This window comes from Lysobacter sp. Hz25 (assembly GCF_046097045.1).
GTDB classification, from domain to species: domain Bacteria; phylum Pseudomonadota; class Gammaproteobacteria; order Xanthomonadales; family Xanthomonadaceae; genus Lysobacter; species Lysobacter antibioticus_B.
The window spans coordinates 2,268,544-2,282,540 of sequence record NZ_CP175666.1; the positions used below are offsets into that span (position 1 = coordinate 2,268,544).

12 protein-coding genes are annotated in these 13,997 nt (G+C 68.4%); 4 read left to right on the forward strand and 8 right to left on the reverse strand.

Annotated elements, in window-relative coordinates; genetic code table 11:
- The first annotated feature begins 197 nt into the window (after window positions 1–197).
- A complete protein-coding gene (radA, locus tag ACKN61_RS09650) occupies window positions 198–1,616 on the forward strand; it encodes a DNA repair protein RadA (RefSeq protein ID WP_057971132.1) in 1,419 nt (472 codons plus the stop codon).
- Window positions 1,613–2,203 (forward strand): hypothetical protein, encoded by a 591-nt coding sequence (locus tag ACKN61_RS09655; protein WP_408953289.1) that lies wholly within the window; start codon window positions 1,613–1,615, stop codon window positions 2,201–2,203. Before radA ends, ACKN61_RS09655 begins: the two co-directional genes overlap by 4 nt.
- Window positions 2,204–2,248: 45 nt before the next feature.
- Here ACKN61_RS09655 and ACKN61_RS09660 read toward each other — a convergent pair whose 3' ends face one another.
- Both ACKN61_RS09660 and ACKN61_RS09665 read right to left on the reverse strand, forming a co-directional pair.
- Complete coding sequence (locus ACKN61_RS09660; protein ID WP_408953290.1) at window positions 2,249–2,671, reverse strand: glutaredoxin family protein; 423 nt, start codon at window positions 2,669–2,671, stop codon at window positions 2,249–2,251.
- Between the two features lie 490 nt (window positions 2,672–3,161).
- A complete protein-coding gene (locus ACKN61_RS09665) occupies window positions 3,162–3,710 on the reverse strand; it encodes a hypothetical protein (protein WP_408953291.1) in 549 nt (182 codons plus the stop codon).
- Window positions 3,711–3,754: 44 nt separating this feature from the next.
- Between ACKN61_RS09665 and ACKN61_RS09670 the strand changes: the two genes are divergently transcribed.
- The gene (locus ACKN61_RS09670; protein ID WP_408953292.1) at window positions 3,755–5,470 is read left to right on the forward strand and encodes a hydrogenase maturation protein; all 1,716 of its coding nucleotides are present in this window, start codon (window positions 3,755–3,757) and stop codon (window positions 5,468–5,470) included.
- 147 nt (window positions 5,471–5,617) lie between these two features.
- Here the strand turns inward: ACKN61_RS09670 and ACKN61_RS09675 are convergent, their stop codons facing one another.
- From ACKN61_RS09675 to ACKN61_RS09700, 6 genes are all read right to left on the reverse strand, one after another.
- Window positions 5,618–7,198, reverse strand: a complete 1,581-nt coding sequence (locus tag ACKN61_RS09675; protein WP_031371742.1) for a DHA2 family efflux MFS transporter permease subunit — start codon at window positions 7,196–7,198, stop codon at window positions 5,618–5,620.
- 276 nt (window positions 7,199–7,474) lie between these two features.
- Entirely contained in the window at window positions 7,475–8,668 is a 1,194-nt protein-coding gene (locus ACKN61_RS09680) for an efflux RND transporter periplasmic adaptor subunit (RefSeq protein WP_408953293.1), read from the reverse strand.
- Window positions 8,665–10,200: an efflux transporter outer membrane subunit gene (locus tag ACKN61_RS09685; protein WP_408953294.1), complete on the reverse strand. Its 1,536-nt coding sequence runs from the start codon at window positions 10,198–10,200 to the stop codon at window positions 8,665–8,667. The genes ACKN61_RS09680 and ACKN61_RS09685 overlap by 4 nt, the downstream gene beginning before the upstream one ends.
- A 3-nt stretch (window positions 10,201–10,203) precedes the next feature.
- A complete protein-coding gene (locus ACKN61_RS09690) occupies window positions 10,204–10,662 on the reverse strand; it encodes a MarR family winged helix-turn-helix transcriptional regulator (RefSeq protein WP_031371745.1) in 459 nt (152 codons plus the stop codon).
- 204 nt (window positions 10,663–10,866) lie between these two features.
- Window positions 10,867–11,532, reverse strand: a complete 666-nt coding sequence (locus ACKN61_RS09695; protein WP_408953295.1) for a CPBP family intramembrane glutamic endopeptidase — start codon at window positions 11,530–11,532, stop codon at window positions 10,867–10,869.
- Between the two features lie 30 nt (window positions 11,533–11,562).
- On the reverse strand, window positions 11,563–12,354 hold the full coding sequence (locus ACKN61_RS09700) for an inner membrane protein YpjD (protein ID WP_408953296.1): 792 nt from the start codon (window positions 12,352–12,354) through the stop codon (window positions 11,563–11,565).
- Between the two features lie 151 nt (window positions 12,355–12,505).
- Here ACKN61_RS09700 and ffh point away from each other — a divergent pair, with 151 nt between their 5' ends.
- On the forward strand, window positions 12,506–13,873 hold the full coding sequence (ffh, locus tag ACKN61_RS09705) for a signal recognition particle protein (RefSeq protein WP_031371748.1): 1,368 nt from the start codon (window positions 12,506–12,508) through the stop codon (window positions 13,871–13,873).
- Window positions 13,874–13,997: the final 124 nt, after the last annotated feature.

Consider the following 13,997-nt stretch of genomic DNA (forward strand, 5'->3'; position numbering starts at 1 on the left):
GCGGCGGCGAGGCTCCGGCGCTTTGGCGCGTCGCGTCTTTGGTTCTGTCGGTTCATCGATCCTCGGCGAAGCCGCGGGCCGTGTCGCTTGCCTCGGCGGATCAATGAGTTGCGCGGCCAATCTCGCAGCATGCGACTGCGAGCGGCTACAGTGCGGCTTCGTGCCGCATCGTTGCCAGTCGCCCACCCATGTCGAATATGTCCAAATCGCCCGGCAAGTCCGCCGCCAAGGCCGCCCGCACCGCCTACGTCTGTTCGGAGTGCGGCGCCGACTACAACAAATGGCAGGGGCAGTGCGGCGAATGCGGCGGCTGGAACACCCTTAGCGAATTCATCGTCGAACCGGCGGCCAAGGCCGGCGCGGGCGGCGGCGGAGTGGCCGCCAGCCGCCGTTCGAGTTGGGCCGGACGCGTCGATGCGCCCGCGGTGACCGCGTTGAAGGACGTGCGCCATAGCGAGGAGTCGCGGGTCAGCACCGGCATCGGCGAGTTCGACCGTGTCCTCGGCGGCGGCCTGGTGCACGGTGCGGTCGTGCTGGTCGGCGGCGACCCCGGCATCGGCAAGTCGACCCTGCTGCTGCAGGCGATCACGCGCATGGCCCAGACCCTGCCGGGTTTGTATGTCACCGGCGAAGAATCGTTGTCGCAAGTCGCCGGCCGGGCCGCGCGCCTCGGCCTGCCGCTCGACGGCGTGCATGCGTTGGCCGAGACCGGCGTGGAGCGCATTCTCGAACACGCCGCCGCGACCAAGCCGGCGCTGATCGTCGCCGACTCGGTGCAGACCCTGTGGACCGAACAACTCGGCGCCGCGCCGGGATCGGTCAGCCAGGTCCGCGAAAGCGCGGCACGGCTCGTGCGCTACGCCAAGGAAACCGGCACCGCGGTGTTCCTGGTCGGCCATGTCACCAAGGAGGGCGGCATCGCCGGCCCGCGCGTGCTCGAACACATGGTCGATGCGGTGTTGTATTTCGAAGGCGAGAGCGGCAGCCGTTTCCGCGTGCTGCGCGCATTCAAGAACCGCTTCGGCGCGGTCAACGAGCTCGGCGTGTTCGCGATGAGCGACAAGGGTCTGCGCGAGGTGCCGAATCCCTCGGCGATCTTCCTGTCGGGCAGCCGCAGCCCGCAGCCGGGCAGCTGCGTCATGGTGACGCGCGAAGGCACCCGGCCGTTGCTGGTCGAGGTGCAGGCACTGGTCGATTCCTCGCCGCTGTCGAACCCGCGCCGGGTCGCGGTCGGCATGGAGCAGAACCGTCTGGCGATGCTGCTCGCTGTGCTGCATCGCCACGGCGGCATCTCGGTGGGCGACCAGGACGTGTTCGTCAACGTGGTCGGCGGCATCCGCGTGCAGGAAACCGCGGCCGATCTGCCGGTGCTGTTGGCGGTGCTGTCGTCGCTGCGCGATCAGCCCTTGGCCGAGCACACCGTCGCCTTCGGCGAAGTCGGCCTGTCCGGCGAGATCCGGCCGGTACCGAACGGCGAAGACCGCCTCAAGGAAGCCGCGACCCACGGTTTCAAGCGCGCCATCGTAGCCAAGGGCAACGCCCCGCGCGGCGGCCGTATCGGCGAGATGGAAGTGATCGCGGTCGAACGCCTGTCCGAGGCCTTGGACGCGGCGTGAGCGGCAGCGAGCGCGAACTCGGCAAACCGAGCGGGTTCGCGCGCTGGGTATCGATCGTCCTGCATCCGTTCGCGGTCTTCATCGCCTTGACGATGGTCAGCGTGCGGGTGCTCGCGCCGCAGGCGTTCTGGTCGGCGGTGTGCGGGGTCGCGGTGGCGGTGTCGGTGAGTTGGGCTTTCGTGGTCCAGCGTCGCCGGAGCGGGCGGTGGTCGACCGTGGATGCCTCGCATCCCAGCGAGCGGCCGCTGCTGTATGCGGTGTTGCTCGCGGTGCTGGCGATCTGTTGGTGGTGGATGCGCGAACGCGCGGCACCGATGGGGCAGGGGATACTCGCGGTCGCGGCGATGCTGGTCGTAGCGGCCTTGCTCAACCGCTGGATCAAACTGTCTCTGCACATGGCGAGCCTGGCGTTCGCCGGGGTGTCGCTGTTTTCGCTGCGGCCGGCGCTGGCAACTATTGGGCTGTTGCTACTGCCGTTGTTGGCCTGGTCGCGCCTGAAACTGGCGCGACACACCTTGGCCGAAGTGATCGGCGGGACGCTGCTCGGCGCAGCGTTCGCCTGCGGTCTGCATGTCCTCGCCGGCTAAGCCGGTGGAGACCGGGCCGGCGAGGTAAGTCCAACCGCGCCGGGCTCAGGCCGCCGGCTTGGCCGCCTTGCCGTGCGCATTGATCAGTTCGACCAGCTTGGCTTCGTCGTAACCCTGCAGGCTCTGGTCGCCGATGTACAACGTCGGCACGCTCTTGATCTTCAGGCCGTCGGCCTCGACCTTGGCATCCTTGTCCTGGTCGATGATGCGTTCGACGAACTTGACGTTCTGTTTCTCGAGCACGGCGCGCGCCTGTTTGCAGAATGGGCAGGTCGACAACGAGTACATCACCACCTCGCCGCCGGCCTTGGCGTAGACCGACGAGTAATCGCCCTGGGTCACCACCGCACCGCCGCCTCCGCCGTTGCCGAGCAGGCCGCTGTTGCGGACCAGGTAACCGGCACCGACGCCGAGGCCGAGCGCCAGCGCCACGACCAGGATCGTCGTCAGGATCGATTTGAAGTTCATTCCATGTCCTCGTAGAGCCGGAGCGTGCGCGGACCGGCGGTGGCTGTGATGGGGTGATCGCGCAGGCCAGCGATCGCGGCCGCTGCAGGGCGGATGCGTTCGCCGACAGGCGATGGGGGTATGCGGGTAGCGGCCAGTACGGCGATCCGGGCGGGTGCCGGGCTTCGGGAGCGGTGTAACGGAGGCGATGCGGCCTGCGGAGATAAGCCGGTGGAGGGCGTCAACGTCACTGTTGCTCCTGGTCCGTCACTGGACGCTCGGAGTTATAGCACCGTCGCGATCCGACGCCATGGCCCGGCCGCCCTGCCGATGTGATCGGTGTTGCTAAACACCGCTCCGGTCGCCTGTTGGAGCGTTCGGCGCGCGCCTGGCGAACACTCCGAACGCCGCGCCCGCTCCGTCGGCGGCGCTCTTCGCTGCGATGCATCACGATCTTGCGCATCGAATGCGGCCGGCAGGCGCGCTGGCGCCGGCCGGCCGCGAGAGCGGCTCAGGGGATCTCGCAACCGCAGGAAATGCCGCAGCTGCGCCAGGTGATCCGGCAGTTTTCCGCGGGATAGCCGGCGTCGATGCAGTAATCGAAATCCGCCTGGCAAGCGTCCCAACAGCCCTGGCAACCGCCGGAGCCGATGGCGCTCAACGAAAACGCCATGCCGAAACAGAACGCGCAGGTGGCGAACAATTTGGTGGTAGTGCGCTTCAACATCAGTCCTCTCCTTGAGCCCGTCATGGGCGATGAGGCCGCGATCGCGGCCGTTCCTGGACGCTCCACGAGAACAGGCGGCGTTGCGTCCCCGGCGCCGCGCTTGCAACGGATCCGCCGTCGCCCGGCGAGGATGCCGAATCGGCGCGGCGCGTGCCGGGCAACTGTCAAAACAGACGGTCGTCGCCCGTAGCAAAACGCAGCCTGGCAGCCGCGACGGTCAATGAAAACACCCGTTTTCCGCAGTTCTTCCCGGAACGGCGATGGCCGTCGAGAATTCGCGATCCCGCTGCGGCGCAACAGAAATTTGTGATCGCCGCTCAGGAATATGAACATGCGATGGCACAAATTCGACGCTTCGTCGTGACATGGAGCGTGCGATGGCGCTGCGTATCCTGTTCCTGTGCACCGCGTACAACGGCCTTGCGCAACGCGCCTGGGTCGAGCTGACCGATCTCGGCCATGAGGTCAGCGTGCAAGTCGCCGCCGATGCCGACACGATGCGTGCCGCGGTCGCGCGCGAGCGGCCGCAGCTGATCGTCGCGCCGATGCTCAAGTCGGCGATTCCCGACGACATCTGGACCCACCACACCTGTTTGATCGTCCACCCCGGCATCGTCGGCGACCGTGGGCCGTCGTCGCTGGACTGGGCGATCCTCGACGGCGAACACGACTGGGGGGTGACGGTGTTGCAGGCGGCGGCCGAGATGGACGCCGGCGACATCTGGGCCAGCGCCGGCTTCGCCATGCGCGGCGCGTCCAAGAGCCAGCTGTACCGGCACGAAGTCACCGATGCCGCGATCCGTGCTTTGCTGCAGGCGGTGGAGCGCTACGCCGAGGGCGGCTATCGCCCGCAGCCGCTCGACTACGGCCGGGCCGAAGTGCGCGGGCGCCTGCGCGCCTCGATGCGCCCCTCCGAACGATCGATCGACTGGCAGCTCGACACCGCGTCGGTGCTGGCGCGCGTGCGCTGCGCCGACAGCTATCCGGGCGCGCGCGCCGAACTGGCCGGACTGCGTTGCCAAGTGTTCGGCGCCCACCCCGAGCGCGCCTTGCGCGGCCGTCCGGGCGAGCTGCTCGGATGGCGCGAAGGCGCGGTCTGCGTGGCCACCGGCGACGGCGCGGTCTGGCTCAGTCACCTGCGCGAGAAGGACGGGATCAAGCTGCCGGCGACTCAGGTGCTCGGCGAGCGGCGCATGCAGGGGGTGATCGAGCGCGCATCGAGGCCGGCCATGTCGGTCGCCGGGCGGCGCGACCACGGTTACCGGCAGATCCGTTATCGCGAAGTCGGCGCCATCGGCTACCTGCATTTCGACTTCTACAACGGCGCGATGTCGACCGCGCAATGCGATCGGTTACGCACCGCTTTCCTGCAGGCGCGGCAGCGTCCGACCCGGGCGATCGTGTTGATGGGCGGCGCCGACCTGTGGTCGAACGGCATCCACCTCAACACCATTCAGGCCTCGAACGATCCGGCGCTGGAGTCGTGGCGCAACATCCTGGCGATGAACGCGCTGGTGCGTGAGATCGTGCTGACCGACAGCCACCTGGTGATCTCGGCGATGCAGGGCAATGCCGGCGCCGGCGGGGTGATCCTGGCCTTGGCTGCGGACCAGGTGTGGGCGCGGCGCGGCGTGGTGATGAATCCGCACTACAAGAGCATGGGCGGGCTATACGGTTCGGAGTATTGGACCTATCTGTTGCCGCGTCGGGTCGGCGACACCTTGGCCCAGGAGCTGACCGAGGGCCTGCGTCCGATCGGCGCCGCCGGTGCCGAGCGCATCGGCCTGATCGACGCCGCGTTCGGTTCGAGCGCCGCCGATTTCGTCGCCCATGTCGAACAGCGCGCCGAGCGCGCGGCCGATCCGGCGAGTTGTCGCAAGGCCTTGGCGCTCAAGCGTCGTCGCCGCGCCGCCGACGAACGCCGCAAGCCGCTGGAAAGTTACGGTGCCGAAGAACTCGCGCACATGTACCGCAATTTCTTCGGAGCCGATCGCAGCTACCACGAGGCGCGGCAGCGCTTCGTATTGAAGTGCGCGGCGGAGGTCTGCGAGGCGGCGCCGTCGGTGCAGCCCGCGGTGCGGGTGCCGGCCTGAGTCGCGTATCGATGCGGCTGCGGCCGTGAGGGAGTACGACGCGAAACGCGACAGGCCGGGCGAACCCGGCCTGTCGTTGATGGCATCCGCTGCGGCGTTACGAGTGCGGCAACATGCTGGATCGTGGGGTGCAGCGATTCGCCGCGATCAATGTCCGCCGGCCGCCGCCGCGCCGCCGCCGAGCTTGGCGGTGAACGGCGGCTTGGCGAACCAGACGATGACGATCACCGCCAGGAACAGGATGCCGAGCAGGTGGAAGATCTCGTTGAAGCCGATCTGCGCGGCCTGCTGCGAAATCATCTGGTTCAGGCTGACCGCGCCGCGTTGCAGATCGCCGCGGCCGAGCGTGTCGACGGTCTGCAGCACCGCCGGGTCGTAGGCGCCGATATGTTCGGTGAGTTGCGCATGGTGGATGGTGCTGCGCTGGTTCCAGCCCCAGGTGGTCAACGAGGCCGCGAAGCTGCCGCCGAGGGTGCGCACGAAGGTGGCCAGGCCCGAGCCGGCGGCGATCTCGTGCGGCTCCAGGTCCGACAGCAGGATCGTCAGCACCGGCATGAAGAACAGCGCCACGCCCAGGCCCTGCCACAACTGCACCATCGCGACGTGGTTGAAGTCGACGTCCAGGTTGAAGCCTGAGCGGATGAAGCTGGTGAAGGCCATCGCGATGAAGGCGAAGCTGGCGACCATGCGCAGATCGAAGCGGGTCGCGTACAGGCCGACGAAAGGCGTGAGCAGCACCGGCAGGATGCCGATCGGCGCGGTGGCGAAACCGGCCCAGATCGGGGTATAGCCCAGGTTGCGCTGCAGCCACAGCGGCACCAGCAGGCCGACCGCGAAGAACGCCGAATAGGCCAGCACCATCGCCGCGGTGCCGGCGGCGAAGTTGCGATGGCGGAACAGGCGCAGGTTGACGATCGGGTCGCGCTCGGTCAGCTCCCAGATCACGAACACGGTCAGCGCGATCACCGAGACGATCGCCAGGATCACGATCTTGGTCGAGTTGAACCAGTCTTCGTCGTTGCCCAGGTCGAGCAGGACCTGCAGCGCGCCGACGCCGACGATCAGGGTCATCAGACCCATGTAGTCCATCTTCGGGCGTTCGAGTTTCTCCGGGCGGCCGCGCAACTGGCTGCCGACCACCAGGCTGGCGAAGATGCCGATGGGAATGTTGATGAAGAAGATCCATTCCCAGCTGTAGTTGTCGGTGATCCAGCCGCCCAGGATCGGGCCTGCGATCGGCGCCACCACCGTGACCATCGCCAGCAGCGCGATCGCTTGCCCGCGCTTATGCGGTGGGTAGATCGAGATCAGCAGCGCCTGGGTCACCGGATACATCGGGCCGGCGACGAAGCCCTGCAAGGCACGCGCGGTGACCAGCAGGCCCATGCTGCTGGCCAGGCCGCACAGCAGGGACGCGACCACGAACGCCAGCGTCGCCCACATGAACAATTTGCGCTCGCCGAAGCGGCGGGTGAAGAAACCGGTCAGCGGCAGGGCGATCGCATTGCTGACCGCGAACGAGGTGATGACCCAGGTCGCCTGGCTGCTGCTGCCGCCGAGGTTGCCGGCGATGGTCGGCAACGAGACGTTGGCGATGGTGATGTCGAGCACCTGCATGAACGACGCCAGGGCCAGGCCCAGCGTGGTCAGCGCGATGTTCGGCGGGCGGAAGCCCGCTTGCGTGGGCGCTGCGGGGGCGGCGCCGGCATTGGCCGTGGTGGCGGACATGGATCTGCCTGTCTGTTCGGATGGGCCGCGCGGGCGCGGGACCAAAAGCGGGAACCCAAGCGTCCGATTCCCGCCATTCCGGCTTGCGCCGGAATGACGGTCTCGGAGCTCGCGGCGCATCGCCGGGGGGAGGGGACGAAGCGGCGCCGATGGCGCGGCTGCTTCGATGCGATGCGTCGCGACAGACGAAGAACGACGTGGGGGAGGCGCTTCGTCTTTGCTGCGGGGTACTGCGTGACCGGATCGCGCCTGGGATGCGGGCCGGTCGCGCGTTCGTCAACCGTGGTGCGTGCCGGGCAAATTCTCGCGGACGATGTTCGCGATCACCGCATCGGCTTCGGACAGCTGCTTGGCATAGGCCTGCGTGCTCAGCAGCGGCTTGGCCGGCGGCGCGGCGGCGAGCACGGCGCCGCCGCGTTCGCGGATGCCGACGTCGACGTGCATGCTCAGGCCCAGGCGCAACGGGTGTTCGACGAGTTGCTTGGGCTCGACTTCGATGCGCACCGGCACGCGTTGGATGATCTTGATCCAGTTACCGCTTGCGTTCTGCGCCGGCAACAGCGAGAAGGCGCTGCCGGTGCCCATGCCGAGGCTGACCAGCTTGCCCTGGTAGGTCACTTCGCTGCCGTACAGGTCCGAGTGCAGTTCGACCGGCTGGCCGATGCGCATGTCGGCGAGCTGGGTTTCCTTGAAGTTGGCTTCGATCCAGACCTGCTCCAGCGGCACGATCGTCATCAACGCGGTGCCGGGCTGCACGCGTTGGCCGAGTTGCACGCTGCGCTTGGCGACGTAGCCGTCGACCGGCGCGACGATGGCCGCGCGCTGCAGGTTCAGATAGGCCTGGCGCAATTGCGCGGCGGCCGCGGCGACCTGCGGCTGCTTGGCGACGGTGGTGGCGTCGACCAGCGCGCGATTGCGCGCCAGCGAACCGCGCGAAGACGACAGCGCCGCTTCGGCCGCGGCGAGTTCGTCGCGGGCATGGGCGAGCTCTTCGGCCGAGACCGCGCCGCCGGCGACCAGGCCTTCGCGGCGCTTCACGTCGGCACGCGCCTTCTGCACCGCGACTTGGCGTGCCGACAGATCGGCCTGGCCGGCATCGACCGCGCTGAACAGACCGCGCACCTGGCGCACGGTGTTGGCGAGGTTGGCGGTGGCCTGGTCGTAGGCGACCTGGGCGTCGTTCGGATCGAGCTGGACCAGCACTTGGCCGGCGCTCACCTTCATGCCGTCGTCGGCGCCGATGCTGACCACGGTGCCCAGGGTCTGCGGGGTGATGCTGACGACGTTGCCCTGTACGTAGGCATCGTCGGTGTCCTGATGCCAACGCAGCACCAGCATGTAGTACAGACCCCAGGCGATCGCGGCGACCGCGACCATGCTGAGCAGGATCAACAGCGCTTTGCGGCGCTTGCCGTTGGACGGCGGGGCGGCGGCTGCGGCCGCGGCTTGCGGATTGATTTCGGTGGTCATGGCGTGGAGGCCTTGGCGATAACGCTGGAATCGGAAATGGTGACGGGGTGCTTCGCGGCGACCGGGTCGGGCGCGCGCAGTTCGAGACCGCCGCCGAGCGCGCGGTCGAGTTCGATCGCCGCGGCCAGGCGTTGTGCGCGCAAACCGGCGAGCTGTTGGTCGAGCTGCAGCAGCGGGCGCTGCGCCGACAGCACGTCGAGCTGGGTGCCCAGGCCGGCGCGGTAGCGGGTGCTGGCGATCTGCCAGGCCTGTTGCGCGGCGTCGCGCGCCTGCTGCGCCGAAACCAACTGCGCATCGAGCGAACGCGAGGCCTGCAGGGCATCGGCGACTTCGCGCAAGGCCGCGACCAGGTTCTGGTTGTAGTTGGCGACGGCGAGGTCGTACTCGGCGTCGCTTTCGGCGAGTTGGTTGCGCAGGCGGCCGCCGTCGAAGATCGGCAGGCTGATCGCCGGGCCGCCCTGGATCAGCACGGCATCGCTGCCGAACAGATCCGACAGGCCGCCCGAGGCCAGCCCGAGCATGGCGCTGAGATTCACGCTCGGATAGAACTCTGCCTTGGCGGCCTTGATCCCGTGCGATGCGGCTTCCACGCGCCAACGCGCGGCGACGACGTCGGGACGATGGCCGAGCAATTCGCTCGAGGTCACCGCCGGCACCGCCGGTGATTTTGCGCTGAGCAAGGACGGGCGCGCGATGTCGAGGCCGCGGTCCGGGCCCTTGCCGAGCAAAGCGGCGATGGCGTTGCGGGTGGCGTCGATCTGCTGCTGCGCCGACTGCATCTGCTGGTCGGCGGCGGCGCTGGCGCTTTCGGCGTTGCGGATCTGCAGTTGATTGTCGAGACCGGCCTTGACCCGCTGGCGGCCGAGGCCGAGCAAATGCTCGGAACGTTGCTTTTCGGCCTGGGCGACGTCGAACGCGGCATAGGCCTGTGCCAGCGAGACGTAGGCGCGGGCGATGTTCGACGACAGGGTCAGGCGCGCGGCCTGGGATTCGACTTCGGCGGCGCGGGCCTGGCCGAGTGCGGCATGCCAGCGCGCGCGTTTGCCGCCCCACAGATCGGGGCTGTATTTGAAGCTCAGCGACAACACTTCCACGCCGCTGTATTTGCCGCCGAGCGGTTCGGGGGCGACCGTCTCGGGCAATTGCAGGCCGGAATATTGGGCGCTGCCGCCGAGGGTGGCCTTGCGCGCGGCATCGGCGAGGCCGGCCTGGGCGACGGCCTGGCGCACGCGCGCGTCGGCGGCGTCCAGGCCCGGCGTGCCGGCCAGGGCTTCGTCGATCAAGCCATTCAATTGCGCGTCGCCGAGCGAGGTCCACCAGTCGCGCTTCGGGAACGTCGCCTCGGACAGCGACGTCTCGGACCGCGGGGCGCCGGCGAAGCTGCGCTGGGTCGCCAGGTCGTCGGCGTCGAGCGCGCGGCCTTCGGGGACCAGGCCGTGGGTGCTGGCGCAGCCGGCGAGGATCAAGGCCGCGGCGAGCGGCGCGAGCACGAGGAGCAGCCCGCGGCGCGGGCGAGTGTCGATGGGTGACATGGCTCAGGAACCGGAAAGGGAGAGGTTGTCGCGAACCTGTTCGAGCAGACGGTAAAGCTGGTCGCGGTCGTCTTCGCTGAGGCCGGCCATCGCGCGTTCGCGCACGCGTCGGCCGCACTGGTCGATATCGCTCCAGATCGCCGAACCGGCCTCGGTCAGGTGGATGTTGATGGCGCGGCGATCGTCGGGATCGGCGACGCGCGCGACCAGGCCGCGGCTTTCCAGCTTGTCGAGCAGGCGCGTCATCGCCCCGGGATTGAGCTGGGCGGCGCGGGCCAGCTCGGTCACGCCGGCGGTGCCGATCGCGAGTTCCTTGAGGGTGATGAACTGGCTGAAGGTCAGATCGTGGCCGGCCTGCGCCAGCTCGCGTTCCATCTGTGCCCACATCGCGTCGCGGACCTGGCGGAACAGCAGGCCGAGGTTCGAGGTCGAGCAGGGCTGGTTCGGATTGGGGGTGGTCATGGCGCCGAATAATCTGCGCCCAGGCAATAGTTGTCAAGGCAAATATTGTTCCGGCAAGCGCCGGTTAAGCCAAGTCGACGAATCGTGCACACAGGCGTTGCCCACCTCATGCTCGCCGGCAGGTGGCTGATTGGCAGGGTTATTGCCTGGCAAGAGCAGGTTCGACGGGCCAGGCGGCGGGGCGCCGGCTGCCGCCGGGAACGCTCAGCTCGGAAGGCTCAGCGCCCAAACATCCAGGACGATATGGGCCACCACCAGTGGCCAGAGCCGGCCGGTGCGGGCGTACAGCCAGGCGTACAGCAAGCCCATCGGTACGATCGAGATCACCCCGACGCTGCCCTGGTAGAGGTGGTAGGCGGTGCGGATCGCGGTGCTCAGGTGGATCGCGGTCCAGAGGCTGCGGCGCTCGCGCATCGCCGTGATCAGATAACCGCAGACCAGGGCCTCCTCGTAAAAGCCGTTCACCACCGAGGCCGCGAGCCGCATCGTCCAGCCGATGTCGCTGGCGACCGGCACCGCCTCGTCGACCGGCGGCAGGCTCAGGCCGAACGCGAGCGCCAGGGCCTGCAGCAGCCAGAACAGCATCGCGGTCAGCACGGCCAGGGCCAGGCCCAGCGGCAGGTCGGTCTTCGCCGGGGCCGGGCCGAGCCTGGCCAGGTTCCAGCCGCGTAGCGACAGGAACACCGCGAGTACGGCCAACACCGGGATTTCCAGGCGCAGGATCGAAGCCAGCCCGGCGCCGTCGATCGGCGTCGGCGGTTGCGGGTAGGCGACTGCGGTCAGGCTGCCGAGGACCGGCCAGGCGAAGGCCAGCACCAGCACGAAGACGAATTCACTGCGCGCCGAAAGCGACTTGATCCAGCGGTCCATGCCTGTGCCGGTCGTGAGTGAGGCGGTGACTCAGGTCCTGCGCAGGACCAGTTCGAGGACGAACTTACTGCCGAAGAAGGCCAACACCAGCAGGACCATCGCGGCCAGGGTCCAGCGCACCGCGGTGGCCCCACGCCAGCCGTAGCGCCAGCGCCCGAGCAGCAGCCCGCCGAAGGCCAGCCAGGACAGCACGCTGAGCACGGTCTTGTGGACCAGGTGCTGGGCGAACAGGTTCTCGACGAACAGCACTCCGGTCAGCAGGGTCGCGGTCAACAGGGCGAAGCCGACCGCGATGGTGCGGAACAACAGGCTTTCCAGCTCGACCAGTGGCGGCAGGGCGCGCAGCCAGCCGTGGAACTCGCGCCGGCGCAGGGCGCGTTCCTGCAGCCACAGCATCAGCGCGAACAGAGCGGCGACGGCCAGGGTGGCGTAGGCGAGCAGGGCGAACCAGGCGTGCAACTGCAGGCGCCAGTCCAGCGGAGCGGGATGCTGGACGTGGCCGTTGAACTGATAGGCGCCGAGCATCAGCGCGGCGAGCGGGAACACCACCACCCCGAGCGCGGCCATGCGTCCGGAGGCGCCGACGATCGCGGTCAGCGCGGCCATGCCCAGGCCGACCAGGGACAGCGCGGCGAAGAAATGCAGGTCGGCGCCGCCGGCGGCGCGCCAGGCGAAGAAGTGGGCGGCGCCGTGCAACAGCACCGCCAGATTGGCCGGCAGCAGCCACGCCCGCGCCTGGCGGCCGGCGTCGTGACGCACCGCGGCGATCAGCAGCCCGCTGGCGACGAGGTAGAGCGCGACGGCGATGAGAACGATTGTCATCGCGGCAGTGTGGCATAGCGGCATGGCGATCTGCAGCGGCCGGATGGCGGATTCGCGCGCCGGGCTATACTTCGCGGTCTTATCAGACCCATACGGCAAGGCCGCCCGGCATCGTCCCGGTCGCGCCGGCCCCAACGCAGGTAGCGCGCGCATGTTCGAATCCCTGACCCAACGCCTCTCCGGCACCATCGAGCGCCTGCGTGGCCGCGGCCGTCTGACCGAGGAAAACATCCGCGAATCGCTGCGCGAAGTCCGCATCGCCCTGCTTGAGGCCGACGTGGCCCTGCCGGTCGTGCAGGCCCTGATCGAGCGCATCAAGATCCGCGCGGTCGGCCAGGAAGTGCTGAAGAGCCTGACCCCGGGCCAGGCTCTGATCAAGGTGGTGCGCGACGAGCTGACCACGGTCATGGGCTCGCAGGCCGCCGATCTGAACCTCAACGTGCCGGCGCCGGCGGTGATCCTGATGGCCGGCCTGCAAGGCGCCGGCAAGACCACCACCGTCGGCAAGCTCGCCAAGCATCTGCGCGAACGCCGCAAGAAGAAGGTCATGGTGGTCTCGGCCGACGTCTACCGCCCGGCCGCGATCGAGCAGCTCAAGCAACTCGCCGAGCAGGTCGAGGTGTTGTTCTTCGCCTCGGACGCGTCGCAGAAGCCCGTGGACATCGTCCGCGCGGCGATCGCCGACGCGCGCAAGTCCTACGTCGACGTGCTGCTGGTCGATACCGCCGGCCGCCTCGCCATCGACGAAGCGATGATGAGCGAGATCAAGGCGCTGCACGCCGCCGCCGCGCCGGTCGAGACCCTGTTCGTGGTCGACTCGATGACCGGCCAGGACGCCGCGATCACCGCCAAGGCCTTCAGCGAAGCCCTGCCGTTGACCGGCGTGGTGCTGACCAAGACCGACGGCGATGCCCGCGGCGGCGCGGCCTTGTCGGTGCGCTACGTCACCGGCCGGCCGATCAAGTTCATCGGCGTCGGCGAGAAGCCCGACGGCCTCGACGTGTTCCACCCCGACCGCGTCGCCAGCCGCATTCTCGACATGGGCGACGTGCTGTCGCTGGTCGAGCAGGTCGAACAGCAGGTCGACAAGGACAAGGCGCAGAAGCTCGCCGAGAAGGTCGCCAAGGGCAAGAAATTCGACCTCAACGACATGAAAGACCAGCTCGAGCAGATGCAGAACATGGGCGGCCTGCACGGCCTCATGGACAAGCTGCCGGGCATGGGCCAGATCCCGGAATCGGTCAAGAACCAGGTCACCGGCAAGGAAGTGCCGCGCATGGTCGCGATCATCAATTCGATGACCAAGAAAGAGCGCCGCAACCCGGGCCTGCTCAACGGCTCGCGCCGCGCCCGCATCGCCAAGGGCGCCGGCCTGACCCCGGCCGACGTCAACAAGCTGATGAAGCAGTATCAGCAGATGGAAAAGATGATGAGCAAGCTCTCCGGCGGCGGCATGAAGGGCTTGATGCGCGGCATGAAGGGCATGATGGGCGGTCGCGGCGGCATGCCGTTCCGCTGATCGCGCGTCGCGCGTGCCGATAAAAAACGGCGGCCGCTCGGTCGCCGTTTTGGTTTTATGCGGATTCGATGTGCGGCGAGTTCGTCCTGCACCGAGCCGGCGAGCCTGACCTCTGCGACAGCCG